This window comes from Pseudodesulfovibrio senegalensis (genome assembly GCF_008830225.1).
Lineage (GTDB): Bacteria > Desulfobacterota > Desulfovibrionia > Desulfovibrionales > Desulfovibrionaceae > Pseudodesulfovibrio > Pseudodesulfovibrio senegalensis.
Map to the genome: position 1 here is coordinate 312,004 of NZ_WAIE01000004.1, position 23,687 is coordinate 335,690.

The window sequence follows — 23,687 nt, forward strand, 5'->3', positions numbered from 1 at the left end:
TTCTATTGTATGACAATCTTGTCGCCCACCGAGAGGCCCCTGAGAATCTCCACGTCCTGCAGGGTGGTGATGCCGGTCTTCACCCTGACGGGTTTCGGCTTGCCGGTGGAAGGGTCGATGCGTTGAACGGTCTTGGCCTTCGGGTCCACCGCACTGATGGGAACGAGAATCGCCTTGGGATTTTCATAGACCACGATCTGCAATTCGGCGGACATGCCGATGCGCACGGTGCTGGCTACATTTGCCGGGATGTCGTTGATGGTGACATCCACCCGGTAGAACGGATGAGCGGAATCGGACTCCTTGACTGTCTGGGAGGCTATGTCGCGAATGACTCCGGCCAGGACCACGCCGGGAAATGCCTCGCCGGTAACGTGCACTTTCTGGCCCACGCGCAGTTCGACCACGTCCACCTCGTCCGCCTTGGCCCTGACTTCCATGGATTCAAGGTCCGCTATGGCGAGCATGGGCAGGCCCGCAGTGACGCTGGCGCCTTCCGATAATACCATGGTTTTTTCATTGTCGGAGAACTGTGGTTTCATGGCGACACCGCGAACCGGTGCGATCACCGTGGCCAGGGCTGCTTTCGCCTTGTAGCTTTCGAAAACCGCCTTGGCATTCTCCAGTTTGATCTCGGCCATGCGTACGTTGTCCTGCCCGCCTTTCTTGAGCTCTGCCCTGTATTTGTCTTCAGATGAGGCCAGCGTGTCCTTGGCGGAGCGGTAGTCCTCTTTTGCCTGCTCCATGTCGTCGCGGGAGATGATGCCGTTGCTGAACAGGGCTTCGGCTTCCTTGAGTTTGCGTTTCTTGGCGTCTGCGCTGTTGCGGGCGCTGATGAGTTCGCGTTGGGCGTCGCGGCTCTCGGGAGACTTCGACCAGTGCGCCTTGTCGTTGAAATCCTGTTTGGCCTTGATAAAGTCGCTCTCTGCGTTGCGCAGTTTGATCATCAGGTCGGAATTGTCGAGGACCATGAGCTTCTGACCCCGCCGGACCTCCTCGCCGTATGTGAAGGCCATTGTCTTTACCGGGCCGCTGAATGGGGCCGGGATGTTGACGGTCTTGAGCGGTTCCAGTGAACCGGTCAGGGATACTTCCCGGCTGATGGGCTGGGTGGTTACTGTCACTGTTCGCATGGTCTTGCCGGCGGGCAGGTGGTGAAATTCCCCGGCAAACCAGTCAGCCGTAAACATGTGGTAAAAGACCCACGAAAACATGACCAAAAGGATCAGAAGTGCGCTTTTCTGAATTGTTTGGAGCCGGGAAAACCGCTCCTTGGCTCGACGCACCGTCTGTTCCATGGTTTTCAGTTCAGAGAGCGCCGGGTCGCGTTTGTCATCGGTCACTGTGCACCTCGGTGATGGATTTTTTGGCCCCTTGCCGTTGGGTCTTGAAATCTATTTTCCAGGTGTCGAGAGTCGTTCCGAGAAACTTGTCAAAATCGTTGAGCGCGTCGAGGTAGGACACCTTTGTTTCAAGCTCGTTGTACTTGGCAGTGAACAGGTCACTCTGGAAAGTGACGATCTGAAATGTGGAGGAGCGGCCTGCCTTTGCCTTGATCTGTTCCACCTCGAGTTTCTTTTGGGCCAATTCGCGGGCTTTGATTGCCAGCTTGACCGAACGGGCCTTTATTTTCAGATCGCGGATGTAGTTCTCCACATCACTGGCGAGATCGTCTTCCATCTTCTTGAGCTCGATGAGCGCAATGCGGACCTGGGCCTTGGCGCTCAGTTCGTCGCTGGTCAGTTGGCGGCGTTCCGTACCGAATAGCGGCATATTCATCTCTAATTGCACGGCCCAATCGTCTTGCCGGGTTTTGGGCTGATTGGTCGTGGACGTCCGGGCATCCTCGTATTCGGCTGTGAGGTCCAGCCGGGGTAAGGTATCGCGGCTTTTGCGTATCAGTTCATATTCCTTGTATTCAAGGTCAAGGTGCTTGAGCAGATATTCGGGCCTGTTCTGCCTGGCCAGGGCAAGGCTCTTTGCCTCGTCAAAAGCCATGTCTTCGATGTCTATCTTTTCCGATGGGATGATTTTGGTGTCCTTGTCGAGGCTGAGGTGCTTGGCAAGGCTGAGTTGGGATTTGATGTATGCGTTGCGCGCCCGCTCCAACGACAACTCCCGGTCCGCGAGGTCTGATTCGTACTGGATCAAGTCCATGGCGGCCATGCGTCCGTATTGGACTTCGACACGGGCGTTGTCGAGGCTTTTCTGGGATATCTCCATTGACTCCTTGCTGATCTCCATGGCGTGCATGGCTGTGAGAAGCTCCCGGTAGTATTCAATGCCCTGCGCCACCTCGTCCATAAGCGTGTTCTTGAGGTTGACGATGTTCACCTTTTCGTTGACCTCGGCCTGACGGACAAAGCTCAGGTCGTAGTCTATTCCAGCACCCTGCAGAAGGGGTTGGGTCAGTTTGACCTTCCATGAACCGGTCCTGACGACCTCGTTTTCCGTAAGAGAACCGCTCTCGGTATCGTGTTCAAGGCTCTTGGAAAAAATGAAATCGATAGCGCCGCCAGTGGGAATTCGTTGGGAAATGGTGGCCGAGGCAGCGAATTTTTCATCGCGGCGGGATTGGATGTTGGTGATGTCTTCGGCCTTGCGGGCAGTTCCGTCTATGGAAACACGCGGGATATAGCGAAAAGTGGTGTCCGTGATCAGGTCATACTTTTCCAGGACCCGATTCAGGTATGCGATTTCCACGTTGGTGTTGTTGCGAATGGTGAGGGCCACGCATTCGCCAAGCGACATGGTGATGGGCCTGGGGTCGGGTTTTTCTGCCAATGCTTCGGGAATGCTGCAGAAACAACAAAAGAGCAGTGCCGCCGCAAGTGACACCATGACTGTGCTTGTAAAGTGGTGTCTCATTCTCTACATCAGCCTTATATATTGCATGGATAGTAAAATAATAGCATAGAGTGTCGTCAATTTACAAGGAACCGATAAGCGGCGATGCCGTTTTACGGACAGGCCGGCATCATTTCTTTGTACGTGCCTCCGGGGGCAGATTGCAGCAACGCCATCATTCCGGATCAAAGAAAAAGCCGCTTCCGTGAGTGCGGAAACAGCTTTGTTTTTGGTTTGGCTGGTTGCTGGGCGCGATTTTCGCCAATCCTATTTGGTGCAGATTGCCTTCAGCGAAAGGTCGCAGTTGCATGCCCCGCGGACCCGGCCTTTTTCTTCGGCGTTTATGGTGGAGCCGTCGAAAGTGGCTGTGACCTCGCCGGAGAAGGTCACTCCCATGCCTTTTGTTGTCCCACTCCAATGGGCCACGCCGTTCTTGATTTCAACGTCAACGCAATCGCCGTTGCCAGAACGAATTCCGAGCGTATCGGTATCGTATTGTGGGCAGATTTGGTACGAGCCGCCTATTTTTTTTACGATAACGGAACTGGGGGGATAGATTTCGATACTGCTGCACTCTTCACCGCTGCCGCAGCCCATTTGCGGTTCTCCGGAACAGATGTAGGTTCCGGAATAGGGATCACTGTCCTGAGCCTGGGCGGTGCCTGCAAAGGAGAACAAGGCAATTCCAATCAGCAAAGCATACATAGTTTTCATTGAACAACTCCCTTGTCCCCGGTTGGTTCGAGGACAGTGTTTTTTATACCTCTCATTGTATTCTGTTACCTCTTACTTCGAGTTTGCGCAAGGGGGGGCGAATTGATCGTACCATGGCTTTCCAAAACAGAACGGCCCAGAAACGGTGCTTCAGGATTTTCCGTGCGTTTTTTGCCGCCGGTAACTGCCGCGTAGCGAGGCCAGGGCAAAACCTGCTGCCACGAGTCCGCAAAGAGCGTTGGCCGTGTAGACCGATTTGAATCCTTTCAGATTGTCAACGTTTTGGGCCGTGATGCTCTCTCCTCCTGCCAGATGGAACATGAGCACGGCCAGGGGCACGCCGATGGCCATGCCCACGTTGGTGGCTGTGGTGAAAATACTTGTGCCGACAGCCCGCGATCGCTCCGGCATATTGGTCAGGATGAGTTTGGCGTTGGGGGAAAGGAAAAAAGCATAGGAAAGACCAGACAGGGCAAGAAAGACACAGGTTGGCCAGTTCGCATCCAGGTCCAGGGTCATGACAAAGAATCCAGAGGCCAGAACCGATCCGGTCATGCCTAGGGTTGTCAACACCGGCAGGGGCACCCCGCCTTCATTGCGATCAGACAGGCGGCCCGCATAAGGGGCCACGATTGAAAGGATGACCGGGAAAATAGCCAGCACAGCTCCGGTCCCCTGAGTCGTATAGCCGCGCGACCAGTCCAGATAGAACGGCATGACGTATCCCTGGATCGACATCTGAATGAAGGCGAACACCTTGGCCAACAGGGCATAACTGAATACTGGGTTCATGAATAAATCCAGATCGACCAGGGGAGCGGCGATCCGTCGTTCGTGCCACACGAATGCAATCAGGCAGGCGATGCCGGTCGCTCCCCACATTGCTGCGGAAGTGGCCGAGTCTGCCTTGCGCAGGAGATCAAGGCCCAGAACCACGCCCCACAGTCCGGCCATGCTGAGCAGTGCCCCGAGCCAATCGAACGCAGGACGGCCGGTCCGACAAACGGAATCCGGCGGTAATGTGTGCCAGCACAAACCCATGGCAGTCAGGCCGAGCGGCACGTTGACCAGAAAGACGGACTCCCAGCCGAGCCACTGTGTCATGACCCCGCCGAGCGGGGCTCCCAGCAGCACGCCGAGCGACCCGACCATGTTCATCATGCCTATGGCTGACCCTACCCGCTTGGCTTTGATGAATGTTGGCACAAGGGAGTAGCTTGCCACAAGCAACAGGGCCGCCCCCAGGCCTTGAAGGAATCGGGCCGCAATCAGCATGTCCAGCCCGGGAGTCAGGCTGCACAGCAGGGACATGGCCGAAAACAGTCCGTACCCTGCGAGTATGGTCCGGCGCAGGCCGAAGCGGTCTCCCAGACTGCCGATAATCAGCATGGAGGAGGCCAAGGCCAGTAGATAGAAGAGCATCACCCCGGACATGGCTCCCATGTCGCGGCCAAACACCTCTCCCATGGACGGCAGGGCCACGGATACGATGTAGGCGTCCAGCCGACTCATGAAAGTCCCTACACCCACGCAGGCCAGAACGGCGACGAAAGTCGGCTTCATCGTTACACTCCCGGATGGTACGCCAACACCCGGGATTGCTGGCCCGGATCAAGGCCCCCATCCCGGGTGCGAACGTTAAATAAAGCTTGGCCGAGGCAATTGTATCTCTTCGCTATTATGAGGCAGATACACACAGGTTGAAATCGGCATCATGCTATCAACGGCTGATTCGTGTTGCAAGGGCGGGCAAAGAAAAGCCAATTACCCGGGTCGGACCGACCGGCAAATATTCTTCAACTGGCGGAGTTGCTCCTTTTGTCAGCAGATGCTTCGCTTTTTTGAAGGAAATCGAATGGTTGTCAAACATCTTTGGCAACATGAACGCGACCTGTACTATACAGGCCGCGTTCTTTGCTGAGTTTTTCTCTCTTATGGAAAAAGCGTTGCCCGTGGGTTTGTGGAGGTGGGCAGAGGAGAGCGTCTCTTCCGGGGGGGGAGAGGTCTATTCGCATTGGCTGTTCATGAGCAATTCCAGTTCGTTGCTAAAAAATCTTTTGGGGCAGTGGGCAAGGGAGGCCTTTCATGGCCCATAGCCGGACCCTACTGTTCCAGCTGTTTTAAAATTGCGTTTGGACTGAAGTCGTATTCGGTGAGGTTTGGGTTGTAGGTTTTGGACAACGACGTAAAGTCGATCCTTTTCCAGTTTTTGCGGTCAAGAACAGAGGCGTAGGCATTGATATCTTTCGCATCGATCACTGTCATATGTGATCGCAATGTTGGATTTGGATCGGCAAAATCGTGTCCATTTTGGTAATCTAGAATCATAATCAAGGCCCATGCCCCTTCCATGAAATGTCCACCGACAGAGGCGACCATGCAGCCATTTCTCATTGCTTCAATACCGTCCTGAGACCAGTCGATCCCTCCAACGAGAACATCCTTTCCTGCTTTGATTCCTGTTTCTTCCATGGCATGCAAAGCTCCCATGGCAGTATGGTCATTCACTGTCCAGACGATCTTTGTTTCCGGGTAGAGTGCAAGAAGTTTTCTTGTCTTATTATATGAGGTGCTTTTATCCCAACGCGCAAGAACATATCGTTTCAATTCGACATCTGCATGGTTTTCAAGGCTTTTTTTCATCCCTTCTTCACGGTGGATAGACGAGGTTGCCAGCCGGTTGCCACCAAGTCCAATCGCATGGATTGTGTTGTCATCGCCATGAAGGCCCATGTCTCGGGCTTTTTTGATCAACAGGTCCATGAGCAGTTTTCCTGCTTCTCTGTCGTCGGGATAAATGTGTCCGATCCAATGCGGAAATTTTTCGCGAGGAAAACCAACCGAGTCTCGGTCCTGATCAACAACTGAGGTGTTAACAATGATCGTTTTTACGCCAGCCTTGTCGGCCAGTTCAAGTTCAGAAATGCTGATAGATGCCTGATAAATGTGTATCAGATAGTCTGGCTTGCGTTGCGCGTGCAAAGCCTTCTTGACATTATCTGCTTCTTCAAAACGATTATTGGATTCTGCAACAGTCAACTCTATCCCTAAATCCTTGGCTGCCACGTTCATGAATGCAACATAATCATTCCAGAACGGTGCACTTGAAGGAGGAGTTGGTGCAATAAAAGTGACCCGGATAGGAGCCTTTGCCCATGCCTCGGAAATGGAGCCAGCAACGAGGAGGAGGCAACAAAACATCACTGTGAAACCAGTGCCGATCATTATTTTCATGGTTTTCATTATGGTTGCATATTGCCGAAGTGATGGTATTTTAGGCAGAATCTGATATATGGTAAAGAGGTTGCCGTGCATTTCTCTTTCCTCCTGCCAGATGAAACATAGGCACGGCCAATGGACACCAGGTGGCCAATTGGCATTCATATCCGGGACCACGACAAAAAAAACCAGAGGCCAGAACCGATTCTGACTACTCTTTCCCCATCATCCTTTCGATAGTCTGTTCCAATTCATCCATGTCCACGGGCTTGGCCAGATAGTCGTTCATCCCGGCGGCCAGGAATTTGTCCCTGTCTCCTTCCATGGCGTAAGCCGTCATAGCGACAATGGGGATGCCGTTGTTCTTTTCGCCCGCATCACCTGCCCGAATCATTCTGGTCGTTTCAACGCCATCTATGACCGGCATTTGCACGTCCATCAAAATCAGGTCAAATGACTCTTTGCGCAAGGTCTCCAGCACCTGTCTTCCATTTTCCACGGATGTCACTTCGAAACCCATTTTTCCCATCTGCTTGACGGCAGTCATGGTGCTGATCCGGTCATCTTCAGCCAAAAGTATTTTTCCCGTTGTACCCATAAGCCGAGTCCCGACTTCAGCGAATTCTCCCGTTGACGAGGGTGTTGCGTCCCGCAGAAAGGTGATGGTGAAATGCACGGTGGTACCCTTGCCGAGCTCACTTTCAACGGAAATATTGCCGCCCATCAATTCAATCAAACGCTTGCAGATGGAAAGGCCGAGTCCGGCTCCCTGATGTGTGCGCGTATACCCTTGGCTGCCTTGAGTAAACGGCGTGAAGAGCGTGTCGAGCGTATCGTCGGAAATTCCTATCCCCGTATCGGAGATGGAAAATAATACTCTGGCCTGCTCTTTCTCCATGGCAGGCAATGGGGAGGCTGCCACCAATATTTGCCCTGAATGCGTGAACTTGAGCGCATTCCCTATTATGTTGAAAAGCAACTGCTGCAGACGCGCCGGATCGCCAACAACCCTTCTTTGGACATCGGGATGAATGTCTACGTTCAAAAGAACGTCAGATTGCTTTGTTGTGGGGGTGAACAGCTCCATACACTGGTCGAGTACCTCAGAGAGGTCGAACGGTTCGGACCTGATTTCCAGTCTGCTGGCCTCGACTCTGGAAAGGTCCAGAATGTCGGCAAGCAGGCGCGTCAGTCGGTTGGATGACTGAAGGGCCATCAATGAATACTCTTTTTGCTCGTTGTCGAGTTCTGTGGTTTGCAAAAGCTGGAGCATGCCAATAATACCGTTCATGGGCGTGCGGATTTCATGACTCATGTTGGCCAGGAACTCGGACTTGGCCTTGTTGGCGGCCTCGGCTTCTTCCTTGGCCTTGAGCAACTGGTCGTGAGCCTTCTTGATGTCGGTCAATTCCACGTCTATGCAATACATTGCCCAGTTGCCCTGAGAGTCCTCTTGTTTCACATGCGAAGAATGCACTGGCACCAGAGAGCCGTCCTTTCGTAGCAACTGGAGTTCACCGGCAGGGATGGCGTTTCCATTTTCAATCCAATCCGTAACCAGCCCAACAACCTCGGCACGCATGGGTTCGGGAATGATCAGGTCTTCCAGCTTCCTGCCAAGAGCTTCCTCGGCCGAGTACCCATACAGCCGCTCGCTGGCCGCATTCCAAAAGATGACCTTGCGTTCTACGTCGTACCCCTGCACAGCCACCATATCCACGTTTTCCAGCAAGCCCCGGAACTGTTGTTCACTGGCCTTGAGCGCCTCCTCTGCCTTTTTACGTTCGGTGATGTCCCTGAATAGACCCAAGATGAGACAGCTCTCCCCGATCTCAAATGTGACCGCAGAGACCTCCGCGAGTCGCGGCTCTCCTCCCGCGGCCAGGAGCCATACTTCCTCTGAGTGATTTGGATCAGTCACATGGCGTTTGAAGTCTTCGGTAACGCCATGTTTCATGGGAGTTTGCGGCGGGTGCAGTTCGTGTTGGGGCGAGCCGATGATTTGCTCCCTGCTGCGTCCAAAATAGTTCACCGCAGCCTTGTTGCACTCCACAATGATGCCCGTTTTTCTGTCGGCCACCAACACGGGATCGCTTACAGCGGCGAATAAGGCCTTATAGCGCTGCTCACTTTGCTGAAGCCGTAGCCTGACCTCGTTCAAATGGCTCACGGTCTGGGTTAATTTCCAGCGGGCTACCCCGGATTCGGCCAGCATTTCCGCCAGCTTGACGTAAAAGGACATGACTGCGTCCACCCGGTCGCGGCTCAGGCGGGGCACTCGGTCAAGGGCGTCCAGATAGGCGGATTCGTCAAAACCGTACCTGCGGGCTTGGGACCGAAAGAAGTCTCTGTCTGGTTCTTCGTCCTCGAGCATGAACTGGCCAAAAAAGATGTTGCCCGCGTGCCTGTCTCCGACCATGACGGGCGAGGCCATGTCCCACAAGTGGTTGCGGCACTTGTACAGGGAGAACTGGCCGGGTTTGAGATCCTGGGCCAGAACCGTGTCGCTTTTCAGACAATTGGCGGCCGTGTCCGGATTGACTCGGTGGAATTTGGTGCAGATGTCTTGCCAGCCCACGGCCACATGCACTACGCCGGCCGTGTCCAGTAGGGCCACCAGAAACCCTGTGATTCGGTGGAAATCTTCCATCATGGCCTGGATCGCATCTATATCCAGAATGGCCCGGAACTCCTCGGTCGATAGAGTGGAGTTCATGGTCTGCGCACCCTGTTCCTCGATCCCTGAAACGTCCTTCAGTCGACGCTCCAGTTCCGCAACCCGGGCTCGGGCCTGCTCCAATTCGGCCTTAAGCCCCTTTTGATCTCTGTTCGTTTTCGACATTAAGGCCTACTATCGTAAAAGATACACCAACTGAAACAACACCAGTCCTAGTCTAATATCATATCGTTTTTTGTTTTCAATCATATTCAGCCGCAATGCTATGATTGTTTCCCCCGCTCAATGGAAGGCTGGCCTGAACCGAAAGAGCGGCGTAGTTCGTAAACGTGTCCACCTTACAATCGTCGCTCAGTGGTCCGAAGAACCGAGGCCAGTTCTCGCTTCTGAAGCTTTGTCCTTTTTTGAGCGGATGTGTTGGAACTTCTCATTGATTTCCCAGAGTTCACAGACCCATTTTGGGGATAGTGGTCCCGGCTGATTCAAAGAGTGATGAGCCAACTTTTTTTCGCCAGAGCGGGAAGTCGACTTTCGGACGTCGGGCTTTCATTGGTCTGGCCCTCAGCGGTTGTTGTTTTTCTTCTTCTGCTCTTCCCAGAATTGGTCGAGGTCGTTGTTGTTCAGAAAGTCTGAAAGCACCTTAGTGGCCTTCGCGGAGTATCGTTTATGTTTACTTTTTCCAATTTTAATCAGCTTGAAGTAGTCGGGGTCATCTTGGAGTTTCAAGTGGCCAACGACTGCCAATAATTTAACGTGAGATACGCCGAGGCTTTGAGCTATCTTCTGAATTCCCAGTGAATAGTAGCCTAGCTCGTCGACCCTTTTTATCGCAACTGGGTACCCGTTTTGGTCGCCTTCAGGGACAACGTGGATGGGGATGCCATCTTTTTTGGTCAATCTTAGGCATATGTTCGCTCCCTCTCCTTCAGTGGAGTAGTTGAGTGAAACAACTCCTGGGAAGAGCTTTTCCAGTGATTCACCATCGCGAATCCTATTACACAACTTGTCTAGTTCTGTTTTACTTGGCTGTGATTTGTCGCCTGATACCGTGTTCTCAAAAATTGCAAGAGCTCTAATTTTTGTTCTTGCCTCAATTCGTTTCCGTTTGCCCGGTTCAAGTAGCTTCTTTATATCTTCAATTTCACTATTGAACAGCGTCGTGATGTCTGCAGGGGCATGTGTTGAAATCGGCAAAACTCGGTCAGGAAGTTCGTTTGCGACATTTTCACCAAAGACCTCTTGGTATATGTCTGTGTAAAGTGTCACCCCTGATTGGGCGTGAATGTACAATTGGCCTTCTGAGAGGTCGATTAAGTAATGCTGGGCCGCATCTCTTAGCCCATTGATTGTTTGGAGGGTCAATGCTTGTTCTTCGGTGAGGAACTTTACTTTGCCATCCGTCAGTCCTCGACGAACAGACGCGTCAAAGCCAATTGTGTTTTTGTCTCCTTTGTGCCTGATTTTTCCACCGCGCTGAAGAATAGATGCTTTCAGTAATAGCTCAAAGGCGTGGTCCATCAATATGAGGACAGCTTCGATGCGTCCTCGATTCCATGGGCGATTGAAGTGTTCAACAGCTAAGATGAGGGAGTCGACGCTTCTTTCTTTTAAGAGCTTTACTTCGCGCTTCATAACAATGACCTTCGTTTTTTGCCAGCTTTGGGCAGAGGCTGTTGGATGTTAAGAGCCTATTCGCTGGGCGATAATAATAGCTCAGCAAGTAGGCATAATTCCAATGCTTAGGCAAGCTGTTGCATGCGGCCTTTTGTATAAATGGCTCTGGTTAGCTGGGGTAGTGCCGACAACTTTCAGGCAGTTGAAAACGGCAAAAGTTCCCCTACAGTTCCCCTTTGAGGAGTGGGGTAGAGTGCTGGGGTGCTGAAAAAGAGAAAGCCCGCCATGTAAATAGCGGACTTTCTTTGTGTTTTTTGGAGCCAGGAATCGGAATTGAACCGACGACCTACTGATTACGAATCAGTTGCTCTACCAACTGAGCTATCCTGGCGAGGTCGATTTTTGTAAATGAAGCCGGGCCTGCGGGTCAAGTGGAAAATTGGTCTTATTTGCTGATCCACAGGCTTGTGGTTTCGCACAAGCGCATGAGCCGGATGCACAGGGAGCTGGGAAAGAAGTTGTCCATGGCCTTGGGACTGTTGCCGCGCTTGCCCAGCGCAATGGCCGCGTAATTGCTTTTGCAGGCTTCGTTGATCACGCTGTGGGCCACGTTTTTCGAGGTGACCACTTTGTATTCTATGCGTTCCTCGGGCAGGCCGTTTTCCATGAGCGCGCTGCGGGCTTGCCCGAACATATCCTGAACGCTGTTGTCCATGGGCACGTTGTTTTCAGCCACGTGAAAGAGCGTTACCGTCTGTTCTTCCTGCTCGCGGAGCATGTAGCCCACGTGGTCGGCCATGCGCAGGCTCGGAGCGGAACCGTCCACGCAGAGCAGCACGTTGCGGCGTTCGCCTTCGGGCGGGCGTTTGCATATCCAGATGGGAAAATCGATTTCACGCCAGAGGATTTCGTGGGAGATGCTGTCTTCGAACAGGGTTTCGAACCACGAGAACCCTTTGCGGCCCAAGGCCACGGCATCATAGAGGCCGGAATGGGCTTCATCGATGATTTCGCGCACCACCCCCTTGCGCGACTGCACGGTTTTGACGTCCACCTTGTCCGGGTCGACTCCGGCCACGTCCAGCAACCATTGCCGCGCCTTGTTCAGGGTCGGGGCGGCCTTGTTGCTTTTGATGCGGCGGATTTCCTGCTCCACCTCGGTGCTGGGCGTCATGTCGGGCGCGTTCGCGTCCCAGTTGAGTGCGCGCGGGGTAACGTAGAAAAGTGTCAGCCGCACATCGTCCAGATGGGCGAACAGTTCGTGGATGAACCGCAAGGAATATGACGAGGTCGGCCCCTGTGTCAGCGTGACGAGAATGTGTTTTTCCATGATTTTTCCGCTAAATCATGCCTGCCACCTGCCGGGATGCCCAGGTGGAGGCCTTGAGGTAGTGTGTTGCTGTTGTGGTGAAGCACGCCTTGTATTTGAGCAGCAGGGCGTTGGCTGTTTTCCAGTCGGCTCGTTCTACTGCGTCGAGCATGTCCAGCGCGTCGCCGAGCTCGGAGCCTCGCTGTCCGCACAACGCCTCGAGCAATTCGGCATCAAGGGGGATGTCCTTGAGGATGTCGCTCATTTCGTTGCCCATAAGGGCATCCAGACGTGAGAACAGTCCCAGCAGGAACATCTGCTCGCAGGGATGTTCTACAGAGGGCAGGCTTTCGGTCAGCTGTTCCAGGAACCGCGCCCGTTGCAGCGCCATGTATGCCAGTTCCTCGCCTTTGGGCGTGTTGTCCATGTCGGTCATGGCCACGACCATGGCCCAGCGCCGGATTTCCTTGGTTCCCAGCAGGGAAACCGCCTGCTGTATGGACTTGATGGTGTTGGGGAGCCCGAATGCCGCAGAATTGATGTAGCGCAACAGCCGGTAGCTCAGGCCCACATCCGTGGCAATGACGTCGGCCAGCCGCTGCATGTCCAGCTCCGGCGCGTTCAGTTCCCGCAGCAGTCCCAGTTTGGCTACGGACGCACTGTTCAGGGTCTGCTCGGTCAGGCTGAAGGGGCGGGTGAAGAACGAGCCCTGGAAGAGCGCGAATCCGAGGGCGCGGGTTCCCTGATAATCCTCCCAGGTTTCAACGTCCGTTGCCAGCAGTCGTCCTGTGAAATCCTTCATCTGCTTGCGGAAGGCGATGACATCCTTGGGCGAATGATTCTTCATGGACATGGTGACGATATCCGCGTGTTCTTTGAGCACACTGAATGCTTCCGGCTCCACGGATGAGTCCAGGGCAAGGCGGGAGCCGTTGTCCTGCAGTGTCTTGGCAATGGAGTCGATGCGGTCGGCATCCGTTGCCGGAGATGTGAGGGAAATGACGTGGGACCCGTTGAGGGAAATGGCCTGCTGGCAGTGGGGCAGGGCGTCTCCGCACAAGGTGATCAGGGTTTTGCCGTGCCAGTTCGGGGCGCCCAGGGTTTCTTCCGTGTTTTCCATGACCCTGTCCAGAATGGCGGAATCGGTTTCCGCAGGGGAAAAGACGTCCGGGTCGCCATGATAGGCCAGCTCGTAGGCCCAGATGTTTTTTTCGCGGTCAAACACCGGCATTCGAGTGATGAATAGGTCCTGATTGTCAGTGTCTTGATCCGTCGTGGTGCTGTTCATGCCGATATCGCTTTTTTTTATCAGGTATCAATGTGCTTTCAATATCATATCCCTACATAATAATAAAAATTCGTTTCAATTATATATCATCGTTTGGCCGAAAATGTAACATTTTTCGGCAAGCACGGATGGGCAGACCTGGTGGATGCGTGGGGTGGTGCTTGCACGCGACAAAAGGGCGCACGATTTCTGCCGTGTGCGGTTGGAATGATGCCGTGTTGCCGCGACATATCGTGGTTTTGCCTGCGGCAAGGACTGCCGGTTTTTGTGGGTCAGTTGCCGTATCCGGCCGAGCGGAGCACGTTCGCGGCAAATTCCTCGGCGTTCTCTACCGGGCCGTCGTGATACAGGACCGTCTCGGGGGAGCTTTTCTTGTCGTTGCGTATCAGTATGCAGACCGGACAATCGTCTTTGCCGTGCGTTATTCTGGTCCCGGTCTCGGAATAGGGAAAGACGGGCATGGGAGCCGAGAATTTGTTGCGGAAGAAGTTGACCTCGAAAAGCGAGTTGTTCAGCCCTAAGCCGATCATCTTGATGCGGTTGGAAAGACCTTGGCCGTCGAGGATTTCAAAGACCTTGTTGACGTTGGGCATGTCCTTGCCGCACGCGTCGCAGTACACGTTGAAGACATAGATGAGCACGTATGGTGACGGAATGTCCGAAAGATGCAGCGGCGTGTCTTCCGTTTCCAGATATGTCTGGTACACGGAAGGCTGCTGTCCGTTCAGTTCGATGTCCGGAAACGGTTCGCCGCCAAGCACGGTGGACGCAAGAATCGCCACAGCCAGAAGTGCGGCGCAGAAACGTACGATCATATAGAATACTCCCCTGTTCATTGCATGGCATAAAGTGGGAGTCTGTGCAAGCCGGTTGCAAAAAACCGAAGTTTTGAGGTGGGAATCAGGAAAAAAGACGCGGACGAAGCATAAGTATCTCGATTTCATCACCTTTGTTGGCAGTTATGCCGGGAGGGGCGGCAATGAATCCGCCGGTTTGCATCATGGATTGCATGACGGGGGTTCCGGGGTCGTCCAGCGGTGTGGCCATGAGCCGGGACCGGCGCAGTTCCAGGGAGCACGGGATGATGCGCGACGGCCCTGCAGGCACGGAATATCCTTTGGCGAGCGTGGCTGGAACCGGTTTGTCCGGTTCGTCGAGGCCGCGCATGAGTCGCAGGGCCGGGAGTACCAGCATGCGCCAGCAGGCCAGCACCGCGGGCGGTGGGCCGGGCAGGCCGAAGAGCAGCGTGCCGTCCCGTTCCCCCAAAAAGCAGTTGTGGCCGGGCCGCATGTCCACGCCCTTGAACAGCATGGAAAACCCGGCTTCCTCGGCGGCCCGGGCCGCAAGGTCGCGTTCACTGCCGCCGGTGCCCCCTGTGGTGATCACCAGGCGGGCCTCGGGGTTTTCCAGTTCGTGCAGGATGTCCATCATGGTGTCCTGCACCACATGGTACATGCTTGTTCCGGCTCCGTGCTCCCGGAGCAGGGCGCGCAGCAGCACGGGATTGTCCGCCGGAAAGCCTGTGTCGTCGGCCACGACGTCTTCGGGGTCGGCCAGTTCGCTGCCCAGTGCCAGTATCAGGGTGGAAGGGCGTTCAAAAACATCGACTTCCTGCACGCGGGAGCGCACGGCCGCGGCCATGACTGTCGGCGAGATAAGTTCCCCGGCCCGGAGCAGTAAAGTTCCCCGGGACAGGTCGGAACCCGGGGCGCGCAGGTGTTCTCCCGGACGGGGAGGCGTGGTGACCATGAGTTTGCCCTTGCGCATGGTCGCGTCTTCGTTGGGGACTACGCAGTCCGCGCCTTCGGGCACGGGGGCGCCCGTGAACACGCGAGCCGCGGACCCCGAGGCAATGGAACCCGGATTTGCGGTTTCCGCAAGCACGGTATGGCTGGGTGCAAAGCCCACGGGTTTGAAAAAGGATGCCTTTTCGGCCTGGGCAGAGGCGATGGCAAAGCCGTCACGTGCACAGCGGGGTGATTCGGGCACGTCGCATTGTGCGGTCATGTCCCCGGCAGCCACAAAACCGTGGGTGATGGCCGGGGGCAGCGAGTTGACGCGACCCGGCCGGGCGTGTTCCGTGATGATGTCCAAGGCCTGGGCAAGCGATACGCTCATGGGATTCTCCGTGTGCGCCGGGTGCGGGCGCGGTGCGGCCCGTGTCGTGAATTGTGGCATCGGATTCAGACCTTGTAAAGCACCTGCGTTGTCGTGGTATTCACATTCGGTTTGGTTGGTGGCATAGATTGCGCCATACAAGGAGCGGCAATGAATAGATCCCCGATACTCTGTGTGGTGGGCAAGAAGCGATCCGGCAAAACCCGTTTCCTGGAACGTCTGATCCCCGAGTTGAAGCGGCGCGGCCTGTGCGTGGCCACGGTCAAGCACGACGCCCATGGTTTCGACATTGACCACGAGGGCAAGGATTCGTGGCGGCATCGCCGGTGCGGTGCGGACGCCGTGTGTATTGCCTCGCCCGACAAGGTGGCGCTGGTGCGCAGCGTGGACCGGGAGCCGGCGCCCGAGGATCTGGCCGCGACCCTGCTTGCCCATGCGGACATTGTGCTCACCGAGGGCTACTACCGGTCCGGGCATCCCAAGATCGAGGTGCATTGGAGCGGCACCCATGCGAAACCGTTGTGTGCGGAAGATGATCCTGCCCAAGCAAACGTGATCGCGCTGGTGACGGACGATCCTGTTGCCGTGGATGTGCCCTGCTTTGCCTCGGACGATGCTCCGGGCGTGGCCGACATGGTCTGCGCCCTGTTCCGGCTCTGAGTCAGCGTTTGCGGGCCTGTTCCAGTTCCTGTGGGGTGTTCACGCCCATGAAGGATCGCAGGTCCGGGTCTGCGGCGCGCAGCTTGTCTGCGGGGACGTTTTTGAGATTCATCTGCCCGAAAAAGTCCGTGATCTTCAGGTTGCCGGTGCGCAGTTGCGCCTCGATGTGCGGCAGGCAGCGCGTGGAGTACACCGCGCACAGGGGTTCGTGGTAGCCGTCTTCCTTGAGTGGGATGGTGATGTCCGGGCCTATTCCGTTTTGGGGTGCGGACTCCCGCACGAGCAGCCGCACCATTTCCGGGTGCAGGAATGGGGCGTCGCAGGCCGTCACAAAGGCCCGGTCGCCGGTGATGGCTTCGAGCCCGGCATGCAGCCCGGTCAGGGAGCTGCGGATGTCGAAATGGTCGGCAACGGCGCGTACGCCGGGCAGCGCAAAGGTCTCAGTGTCCCGGCAGGCGATGACGATGTCGGTGAACATGGGGGTGCAGACCGCCAGCAGCCTGTCGATGATGCGCGTGCTGCCCACCTTCAGGAAGGCCTTGTTCACATTGCCCAGCCTCGAGCCTTTGCCGCCGGCCAGAATGATGGCGGAAATCTGTGTATTGTGCATGTTTTTCGTCACGATATCGGATGTTCCACAGAACCGTTCAAATATCAAGGCAACCCAGGATGTAAGCTTTGCGGGGCGGCGTATGGGGTTCCCAAGGGCGCGGGAGTGGGGTATGCTGTTTTCTGGGAGAAAACGTCCATGAGGTGGAGGAACAGCGTGCAGCACAATCTGGGCCGGAGGGCATTGACGCCCCGCGGCAAACAGGGATTCACCATTATCGAGCTGGTGGTCATCACCCTGATCGTCGGTATTCTGGCCGCAGTGATCGGTACGAAGATGTTCGACATGAGCTCGGCCGAAATGGCCACAAGGCGCATGGAGGTGGCCTCGCGAATTCGACATGCCCAGATTCGGGCCATGAAGCAGGCTTCGGTCTGGGGCGTGCGTTGCGATGCCACGGACTACTGGCTTTTTACCGGGAATGATCCCGACAGCGCCGCGGACCGACGCGCATTTCCCGGGGCAGGCGCAGACAAGGTCTCGCTGGCCTCAAAGGGCATGGCCATGGACGCATTCACCGTCTATTTCGATCGATACGGCATCCCCTACACATCCTACACCAGCGCGGCCGTGAACACCAAGGTCGGCACGGGCAGTGCCGTCGGGTTCACACTCACGGTGTCGGGCAGCGGCGACAGCCATGATTTTTCCATAGAACCTGAAACCGGATTCATACAATGACCAGAGAGCGCAGAGCCGGTTTTTCCCTTTTGGAAACCATCATCGTCATCGGCATGGTGGGAGTGCTGGCCGCCATCGTGGTCACCATGCTCGGCAAGCAGGTTTCCCTTTCTCCCCGCCAGATCGACTGGAGCCGGGACGAAGTGAGCGCGCAGGCGATCATGGAGGACGTGGTCGCGGATTACGTGGAACTGATCAACGACGACGCCACGCGCGATGCGGCCCTTTCCCAGCTGGTGAGCCGCAACAATGCCGACCAGTATGCACCGTCCGGGGTAGTGACCATGAGCTACGTGTCGTTTCCCCGCGCCGGGGGCAGCGAGACATCGTCCGGTTCGTTGCTCAAGGTTTCCGTGCAGGAGCCGGGAGGCATAACCCTGACCACGATCCTTGCGCCCAGCAGGACCGAAGCGGCAGACAATGCCGTGAACTACTAGGGGGCGGGCCATGAACAGCAAGGGGTTTACGCTCATCGAAGTCTTGGTTTCATTGGTCATCCTCTCGTTCGTGGGCATGGTGGCCGGGTATTATTATGTGGAGGGGATCCGGGGTTTTTCCGTTGCCCGCATCACTTCGGAAGTCGTGCCCAAGGCGAGTATCGCGCTCGAGCGCATGAACATCGAACTGAGCGACTGTGACGATCGCAGCGCCACCGGCGACATTCTGGTCCAGTCCGACAGGATCATTTATGAAACCACGGTGACGGCTCTCGATAATGTCAGGACGCTTCGGTACTATTCGTCCAACGGGACCATATATCTGAATCCGGGCGACGGAACGGGCGAACACCTGTTGCTTGATGATCTTGGCAACTGCACCATGAGCGCCGATACCGCCGATCTGGACGGCAGCGGCGGCGACGAGATATCGGCCCTGAACATTTCCCTGTCCATGGATTTGGGCAACGGCGACAGCACAACGTATTCCCTGCGGGTCATGCCCAGGAATTTTGTGCATCTTGCTCCTTAAGCGTACGAGGAACCATGCAGAATCGAAATAGCGCAATGCACCATGTCGGCTGGGAAGGTCCGCGCAGCGGCGTGGCCATCATCTACATCATCATCGGCGTGGTGGTTTTCGGCCTGCTGGGGGCGGGCATCGTTTCCTTTGTGAGCACCTCTTCGGTGGGCACGGCCGAGCCGGATTGTGCAAAACGGGCGCAGTACGTTGCCGAGTCCGGCATCCGTTACGCCATGAGCGAAATGCGCGCCGCCACGGATTCCAGCGATGCGGACCAGGTCCTCGCGGACATGAACGCCACCACCTATACGCTGGCTGACGGGAGTACCTTCTATCTGACGTTCACGGACAACCGGCCCGATTTCACTGTCCGTTCCGTTGGCACGGCCTGTAACGGTCTTTCTCCCACGACGGCCACGCTGGAATACGATTTCAATGCGCCCAGTTCGTCCGGTTCGGACGGTCCCATTACCTCGGACGACGACAGCAAGGATTTCGTGACCGTGGCCGACGATGGCAACCCCGGCATTACCACCGTCGAAGATGCCCAGGGCAAGGTGACCGTGGTTTTCGGCAACAGCAATTACGGTACCTACGGCTGCCGGTGGTATGAAGGGGACAAGGCGTCCTGTGAAAAAGGTGTTTGCGGACTCGGGACCGGCCTGCGTACCTATTTTGTCCTGGATTTCGATGCCAACGCCCAAGGTGACGGCATCACATTCACCATCAAGAACGCCGATACCAATGCATTGATGAGTTGCGGCGGCGATTCCGGTATGGGCGAGCTTCTCGGGTATGCGGGCAAGGGGTTCGACGGCAAGGGTATCAGCCCGCCCAAATTGGGCACGGAGTTCGACATTTACTACAATGGAAACAACTCGCCCTGCAATGCGGGCAGCCGCAATGACGCCAGCAACCGCTATGACCATGTTGCCTTCATTTATTGGGGCGAAACCGATGATTCGTGCTGGCGCGGCAGGTATTATGACGACAACCGCCATGAAGAGGGCGATGACATTTCATCCGAGCCGCGCAACTCCTATGACTGGAACGACTCCGGCATAGGCAACGACGGGTATTTCTATCGCTCCTATGCCAACTGGCTCAAGGACGGGTACAACGGCAGCCGGGTGGCCGTGGCGCGCATCGAGCTGCACCGGTCCCAAACGCCCAATGCCGCAGGATACTACCTGTACAACCTTCGTGGCTGGATCCGTCAGGCCAACGACACCATGGAAACCGGCTACAGGGACGTGACCACGGACTTTGACGTGGCCCCGGATTTTGTGGACGTCATCGCGCTCGACGCCACCCGCCATGCCCAGATGAACACCATCTACTGGGGCTGGACCTCGGGCACGGGCGCGGCCACCCAGTTCGTGCAGATGGGAGAGTGGCAGCTGGCTTTTCGGGGAGACACCGCCTCCACCCCGGCCACATGGAACAACCGGGTTCCCTCGGATTACGTCATGGGCTGGACCATTGACGAGGGCGCTGGCTACGACATTCATGACGAATCCTCCACCGGTGCGGACGGCGAGGTCAATCCGCACAGCAACGGTTCCGAAAGGCTGACGTATGCGGAATGGGTGGCCGGGTTGACCGCCTCGGGCGGGGCCGGTTTGCGTACCATCCGTTCCAGCAACAACCGTCGGCCCGGACATATTCTGATTCCCTATGACAGTTCCATGGATCTTTCGCCGCGCGGTTCGGTCTCCCTGTGGTTCAATCCCAACCAGTTCCGCTCCGGCGACAACCGCTACGGCCTGCTGCGCAAGGGCAGCGCCAGCTCCGATTCCAGCGATCCGGATTACATGTTGCGTTTGGTGCGTTCCGGGGGCAGCCGGTACTATCTGCAGGGAACCGTGACCCTGAATGTGCTCGGATGGGATTGGCCCATTTCCGTGGCAAGTTCCACGGTTTTGCAGAACAACGACGATGACCGTGACCATTGGCATCATGCCGTGCTGACCTGGGAAAATTACACCCTGCGGCTCTATCTGGACGGCGTGCTGGAGAATACCTATGTATTTTCCTGGGGCACGGGCGTTCCCCTGAATACGGCCACTCCCGTGATCATCGGGGCCACGCGGGCCAGAAACGGCACGAATACCAACAACTATTGTCTGGACGGGGTCGTGGATCAGGTTTTCCTGTTCGACCGCGAATTGACGCCCGATGAGATCAGCACGATCTATCAGGCCGGGACCATGTGAGGTGTAGGATGCAGCGTACAGCAACGATCATTCTTGCCGCCGCGGCGCTCTGTTTTTTTGTGAACATGCCCGTTGTGGGCGTGGCCGACGAAATACGCGACGACTATTCCTCGTATGTTCGGGACGTGCGCTCCGGAAAGGCCAATGAGGAAAAAATGCCGGCCGGGTTGCTCAAGAAGCTCGAGGAAACGGGCAAGGAAAAGAAACAGCGCAATGCGGATGCGCCCGCACCGTCCCCAAGCGGGCCAGCCGCAACAAAGCGTTCGGTCGACGGTGATGCCGCATCCTCGCCTCCCGGCGACATGATCATCATTCATAAGTCCGGAAAAAATGACCAGTAGTTGTCCGTGTCCGAGGCGCTCTTTTCGCGCAGGCTTGTTGCATCGGGTGTCCGCGTGCACCCCGTTGCTGTTTCTTTTTTTGATATTTTGGAGATATTCGTGAACGAAAACGATAATTTACGCCATTTCTTCGAGCCGCATTCCGTTGCCGTGGTGGGCGCTTCCGCCACCGAGGGCAAGATTGGTCATTCCGTGCTTTCCAACATGCTTGCGGCCGGCTACAAGGGCCGCCTCATTCCCGTGAACCCCAAAGGCGGGCAAATCCTCGGCCTTGACGTGGTGCAGGACATGGAAGCCCTGCCCTCGCGGCTGGATCTTGCGGTGATCTGCCTGCCGCGCGACATGGTGCTGCCCGCTCTGGAGCAGCTTGCCGCACGCAAGTGCGCCTCGGTCATCGTCATTACTGCCGGGTTCAAGGAAGTGGGGCGCGAAGGGTATCGGCTGGAAGAAAAGATGGCAGAACTCTGCCGCGAATCCAACATGGCGCTGCTCGGACCCAACTGCCTGGGCATGATCAACGCCCCGGCCGGGGTGAACGCTTCCTTTGCCGCGAACATGCCCGCCCCCGGCAACATCGCATTCTTTTCCCAGTCCGGGGCCCTGTGCGTGGCGATTCTGGACTGGGCCACGGGCGCGGGCATCGGTTTTTCCAAGTTCGTGAGTCTTGGCAACAAGGCCGTGTTGGACGAGGCCGACATGTTGCGCCACCTCAACCGCGACGAACAGACGCGCGTGATCCTCGGCTATGTGGAGAACGTGGAAAACGGCGAGGAATTCATGCGTCAGGCGCGCATTGCCAGCCGCAACAAACCCGTGATCATGATCAAATCCGGCATCACCGCGGCCGGTGCCAAGGCCGCCTCATCCCACACCGGTGCCATTGCCGGTTCGGATCAGGCCTACGACACCGCCTTTCGCAAGTCCGGCATCATCCGCGTGGGCGATGTGGAGACCCTGTTCAATCTTGCCCGCGCCTTTGCCGAGCAGCCCCTGCCCAAGGGGCCGGGCGTGGCCGTGGTCACCAACTCGGGCGGCCCGGGCATCATCGCCGCGGATGTTGTGGAGCGCTCCAGTCTCGGCATGGCCTCGTTCCAGCCGCACACCGTGCAGCGCCTCCAGGAATTCCTGCCCAGCTATGCCGCGTTCTACAATCCCGTGGACATCATCGCGGATGCGGATGCGGACCGTTACCGCCGCGCGCTGGAAGTGGTGGCCGAGGACCCCATGGTTCATTCCCTGGTGGTGGTGCTCACGCCCACGGGCGCGGTGGACATCGAAAAGATCGCCGAGGCCGTGATCCATGTTTCCGCCCGATACGGCAAGCCGGTTTTTGCCGTGTTCATGGGCAGCCGACGCGTGGCCAGAGCGCGGGACCTGCTGCGTGCCGCAGGCATCCCCTGCTATGGATTTCCGGAACCGGCCGTTCATAGCGTCGAGGCCATGTATGAATACGGCCTGTGGCAGCGCCGCCCGGAATCCACGGTGCCCGTTCTGCCCAAGGATACGGCTCCGGTGCGTCGGCTCATCGACGAATCCTTGCAGCGGGGGGAAAACGAGGTTGTGGAGTTCCGCGCCCGGGAAGTGCTTGAAGCCTACGGCCTGCCTACGCCGCAGACCCGGCTGGCCCGTTCCAGCGACGAAGCCGTGGCCGCAGCCGACGCCATCGGCTATCCCGTGGCCCTGAAAATTGCCTCGCCCCAGATATCACACAAGACCGACGTGGACGGGGTGCGCGTGCACCTGAAAACGGCTGACCATGTTGCCGCCGCGTTTCAGGACATAACCGCCCGCGCCCAACGCATGCGGCCGGATGCCTACCTTGCGGGATGCCTTGTGCAGGCCATGGCCCCGGCCGATTGCCGCGAGGTCATCGTGGGTTTTCACCGCGACGAACAGTTCGGGCCGCTGCTCATGTTCGGTTTGGGCGGCATCTACGTGGAAATCCTCAAGGACATCGCCTTCCGGCTCGTGCCGCTGACCACCGGGGACGCCCACGACATCGTGCGCGAAATCAAATCATACATGCTGCTCAAAGGCCTGCAGGGCGAACGCCCCGTCAATTTCGAGGCCCTTGAAGGCATCATTCTGGCCATGTCCCAGCTGGCCGCGGATTTTCCGGAGATTCTGGAGGCCGAATTCAATCCCGTTTTGGTCAACAGTTCTCAAGCCATCATCGCAGACGTCCGTCTCACCCTCTCTTCTGGCGGGCGATAAGCGGGCGTTGGCTGCGTTGCTGCGAGAACGGCGACCTCTCGCGTACGTGTTGTACGCGTCGAGCCCGTCATTCTCTTGCGCCTTGCCCCCGTCCGCTTCTCGCCCGCCAGAGCGGCGTGGTCGGTGAGGGAGGGGGAGAAGAAGCCAGAGGAGCATGGTGTTTTGCTGGTGGTGTTGCTGCGAGAACGGCGACCTCTCGCGTACGTGTTGTACGCGTCG

General features: G+C 56.6%; 20 protein-coding genes and 1 tRNA gene. 9 read left to right on the forward strand and 12 right to left on the reverse strand.

What is annotated here, in order from left to right; translation table 11 throughout:
• Positions 1-2: 2 nt before the first annotated feature.
• Both F8A88_RS11380 and F8A88_RS11385 read right to left on the reverse strand, forming a co-directional pair.
• Positions 3-1,343 (reverse strand): efflux RND transporter periplasmic adaptor subunit, encoded by a 1,341-nt coding sequence (locus F8A88_RS11380; RefSeq protein ID WP_151151272.1) that lies wholly within the window; start codon positions 1,341-1,343, stop codon positions 3-5.
• Positions 1,333-2,841: a TolC family protein gene (locus F8A88_RS11385; RefSeq protein ID WP_161598401.1), complete on the reverse strand. Its 1,509-nt coding sequence runs from the start codon at positions 2,839-2,841 to the stop codon at positions 1,333-1,335. Before F8A88_RS11385 ends, F8A88_RS11380 begins: the two co-directional genes overlap by 11 nt.
• A 111-nt stretch (positions 2,842-2,952) precedes the next feature.
• Between F8A88_RS11385 and F8A88_RS11390 the strand changes: the two genes are divergently transcribed.
• Positions 2,953-3,564: a hypothetical protein gene (locus F8A88_RS11390; RefSeq protein ID WP_151151274.1), complete on the forward strand. Its 612-nt coding sequence runs from the start codon at positions 2,953-2,955 to the stop codon at positions 3,562-3,564.
• 147 nt (positions 3,565-3,711) lie between these two features.
• On the opposite strand, the gene F8A88_RS11395 is transcribed toward F8A88_RS11390, so the two are convergent.
• Entirely contained in the window at positions 3,712-5,124 is a 1,413-nt protein-coding gene (locus tag F8A88_RS11395) for an MFS transporter (protein WP_151151275.1), read from the reverse strand.
• Positions 5,125-5,261: 137 nt separating this feature from the next.
• Here F8A88_RS11395 and F8A88_RS11400 point away from each other — a divergent pair, with 137 nt between their 5' ends.
• Positions 5,262-5,657 carry a hypothetical protein gene (locus F8A88_RS11400; protein ID WP_151151276.1) on the forward strand — a complete coding sequence of 132 codons (396 nt, stop codon included), beginning with the start codon at positions 5,262-5,264 and terminating at the stop codon, positions 5,655-5,657.
• A 7-nt stretch (positions 5,658-5,664) separates the two neighbouring features.
• On the opposite strand, the gene F8A88_RS11405 is transcribed toward F8A88_RS11400, so the two are convergent.
• The 8 genes from F8A88_RS11405 to F8A88_RS11440 form a co-directional block, all read right to left on the reverse strand.
• The gene (locus tag F8A88_RS11405; RefSeq protein ID WP_161598402.1) at positions 5,665-6,876 is read right to left on the reverse strand and encodes an ABC transporter substrate-binding protein; all 1,212 of its coding nucleotides are present in this window, start codon (positions 6,874-6,876) and stop codon (positions 5,665-5,667) included.
• Between the two features lie 115 nt (positions 6,877-6,991).
• On the reverse strand, positions 6,992-9,622 hold the full coding sequence (locus tag F8A88_RS11410) for a PocR ligand-binding domain-containing protein (protein WP_151151278.1): 2,631 nt from the start codon (positions 9,620-9,622) through the stop codon (positions 6,992-6,994).
• A 396-nt stretch (positions 9,623-10,018) separates the two neighbouring features.
• On the reverse strand, positions 10,019-11,089 hold the full coding sequence (locus tag F8A88_RS11415; protein WP_151151279.1) for a DUF3644 domain-containing protein: 1,071 nt from the start codon (positions 11,087-11,089) through the stop codon (positions 10,019-10,021).
• Positions 11,090-11,386: 297 nt separating this feature from the next.
• Positions 11,387-11,462: transfer RNA gene (locus tag F8A88_RS11420), tRNA-Thr, on the reverse strand.
• Between the two features lie 54 nt (positions 11,463-11,516).
• Positions 11,517-12,401, reverse strand: coding sequence for a universal stress protein (locus F8A88_RS11425; RefSeq protein ID WP_151151280.1), 885 nt, complete (start codon positions 12,399-12,401; stop codon positions 11,517-11,519).
• A 10-nt stretch (positions 12,402-12,411) separates the two neighbouring features.
• Positions 12,412-13,668 carry an EAL and HDOD domain-containing protein gene (locus F8A88_RS11430; RefSeq protein WP_151151281.1) on the reverse strand — a complete coding sequence of 419 codons (1,257 nt, stop codon included), beginning with the start codon at positions 13,666-13,668 and terminating at the stop codon, positions 12,412-12,414.
• 272 nt (positions 13,669-13,940) lie between these two features.
• Entirely contained in the window at positions 13,941-14,483 is a 543-nt protein-coding gene (locus F8A88_RS11435) for a hypothetical protein (RefSeq protein ID WP_151151282.1), read from the reverse strand.
• 85 nt (positions 14,484-14,568) lie between these two features.
• Positions 14,569-15,786, reverse strand: coding sequence for a molybdopterin molybdotransferase MoeA (locus F8A88_RS11440; RefSeq protein ID WP_161598403.1), 1,218 nt, complete (start codon positions 15,784-15,786; stop codon positions 14,569-14,571).
• Positions 15,787-15,936: 150 nt separating this feature from the next.
• On the opposite strand from F8A88_RS11440, the gene mobB reads away from it, so the two are divergent.
• Entirely contained in the window at positions 15,937-16,446 is a 510-nt protein-coding gene (gene mobB / locus F8A88_RS11445) for a molybdopterin-guanine dinucleotide biosynthesis protein B (protein WP_151151284.1), read from the forward strand.
• Position 16,447: 1 nt separating this feature from the next.
• On the opposite strand, the gene mobA is transcribed toward mobB, so the two are convergent.
• Positions 16,448-17,056 (reverse strand): molybdenum cofactor guanylyltransferase, encoded by a 609-nt coding sequence (mobA, locus tag F8A88_RS11450; protein WP_151151285.1) that lies wholly within the window; start codon positions 17,054-17,056, stop codon positions 16,448-16,450.
• Between the two features lie 138 nt (positions 17,057-17,194).
• On the opposite strand from mobA, the gene F8A88_RS11455 reads away from it, so the two are divergent.
• The 6 genes from F8A88_RS11455 (at position 17,195) to F8A88_RS11480 (ending at position 23,468) form a co-directional block, all read left to right on the forward strand.
• Positions 17,195-17,737 (forward strand): pilus assembly FimT family protein, encoded by a 543-nt coding sequence (locus F8A88_RS11455; protein WP_151151286.1) that lies wholly within the window; start codon positions 17,195-17,197, stop codon positions 17,735-17,737.
• Positions 17,734-18,174: a type II secretion system protein gene (locus F8A88_RS11460; protein WP_151151287.1), complete on the forward strand. Its 441-nt coding sequence runs from the start codon at positions 17,734-17,736 to the stop codon at positions 18,172-18,174. The genes F8A88_RS11455 and F8A88_RS11460 overlap by 4 nt, the downstream gene beginning before the upstream one ends.
• Positions 18,175-18,184: 10 nt before the next feature.
• A complete protein-coding gene (locus tag F8A88_RS11465) occupies positions 18,185-18,706 on the forward strand; it encodes a prepilin-type N-terminal cleavage/methylation domain-containing protein (protein WP_151151288.1) in 522 nt (173 codons plus the stop codon).
• 14 nt (positions 18,707-18,720) lie between these two features.
• Positions 18,721-20,913, forward strand: a complete 2,193-nt coding sequence (locus F8A88_RS11470; RefSeq protein WP_151151289.1) for a LamG-like jellyroll fold domain-containing protein — start codon at positions 18,721-18,723, stop codon at positions 20,911-20,913.
• Between the two features lie 8 nt (positions 20,914-20,921).
• Positions 20,922-21,254 (forward strand): hypothetical protein, encoded by a 333-nt coding sequence (locus F8A88_RS11475; protein ID WP_151151290.1) that lies wholly within the window; start codon positions 20,922-20,924, stop codon positions 21,252-21,254.
• 99 nt (positions 21,255-21,353) lie between these two features.
• A complete protein-coding gene (locus tag F8A88_RS11480) occupies positions 21,354-23,468 on the forward strand; it encodes an acetate--CoA ligase family protein (RefSeq protein ID WP_151151291.1) in 2,115 nt (704 codons plus the stop codon).
• The last annotated feature ends 219 nt before the right edge of the window (positions 23,469-23,687 follow it).

Excerpts from the sequence above, each read along its gene's own strand:
- F8A88_RS11385 (WP_161598401.1), bottom strand. The coding sequence starts at position 2,841 with ATGGTGTCACTTGCGGCGGCACTGCTCTTTTGTTGTTTCTGCAGCATT.
- F8A88_RS11390 (WP_151151274.1), top strand. The coding sequence starts at position 2,953 with ATGCCGTTTTACGGACAGGCCGGCATCATTTCTTTGTACGTGCCTCCG.
- F8A88_RS11395 (WP_151151275.1), bottom strand. The coding sequence starts at position 5,124 with ATGAAGCCGACTTTCGTCGCCGTTCTGGCCTGCGTGGGTGTAGGGACT.
- F8A88_RS11405 (WP_161598402.1), bottom strand. The coding sequence starts at position 6,876 with ATGCACGGCAACCTCTTTACCATATATCAGATTCTGCCTAAAATACCA.
- F8A88_RS11410 (WP_151151278.1), bottom strand. The coding sequence starts at position 9,622 with ATGTCGAAAACGAACAGAGATCAAAAGGGGCTTAAGGCCGAATTGGAG.
- F8A88_RS11415 (WP_151151279.1), bottom strand. The coding sequence starts at position 11,089 with ATGAAGCGCGAAGTAAAGCTCTTAAAAGAAAGAAGCGTCGACTCCCTC.
- F8A88_RS11425 (WP_151151280.1), bottom strand. The coding sequence starts at position 12,401 with ATGGAAAAACACATTCTCGTCACGCTGACACAGGGGCCGACCTCGTCA.
- F8A88_RS11430 (WP_151151281.1), bottom strand. The coding sequence starts at position 13,668 with ATGAACAGCACCACGACGGATCAAGACACTGACAATCAGGACCTATTC.
- F8A88_RS11435 (WP_151151282.1), bottom strand. The coding sequence starts at position 14,483 with ATGATCGTACGTTTCTGCGCCGCACTTCTGGCTGTGGCGATTCTTGCG.
- F8A88_RS11440 (WP_161598403.1), bottom strand. The coding sequence starts at position 15,786 with ATGAGCGTATCGCTTGCCCAGGCCTTGGACATCATCACGGAACACGCC.
- mobB (WP_151151284.1), top strand. The coding sequence starts at position 15,937 with ATGAATAGATCCCCGATACTCTGTGTGGTGGGCAAGAAGCGATCCGGC.
- mobA (WP_151151285.1), bottom strand. The coding sequence starts at position 17,056 with ATGCACAATACACAGATTTCCGCCATCATTCTGGCCGGCGGCAAAGGC.
- F8A88_RS11455 (WP_151151286.1), top strand. The coding sequence starts at position 17,195 with ATGAGGTGGAGGAACAGCGTGCAGCACAATCTGGGCCGGAGGGCATTG.
- F8A88_RS11460 (WP_151151287.1), top strand. The coding sequence starts at position 17,734 with ATGACCAGAGAGCGCAGAGCCGGTTTTTCCCTTTTGGAAACCATCATC.
- F8A88_RS11465 (WP_151151288.1), top strand. The coding sequence starts at position 18,185 with ATGAACAGCAAGGGGTTTACGCTCATCGAAGTCTTGGTTTCATTGGTC.
- F8A88_RS11470 (WP_151151289.1), top strand. The coding sequence starts at position 18,721 with ATGCAGAATCGAAATAGCGCAATGCACCATGTCGGCTGGGAAGGTCCG.
- F8A88_RS11475 (WP_151151290.1), top strand. The coding sequence starts at position 20,922 with ATGCAGCGTACAGCAACGATCATTCTTGCCGCCGCGGCGCTCTGTTTT.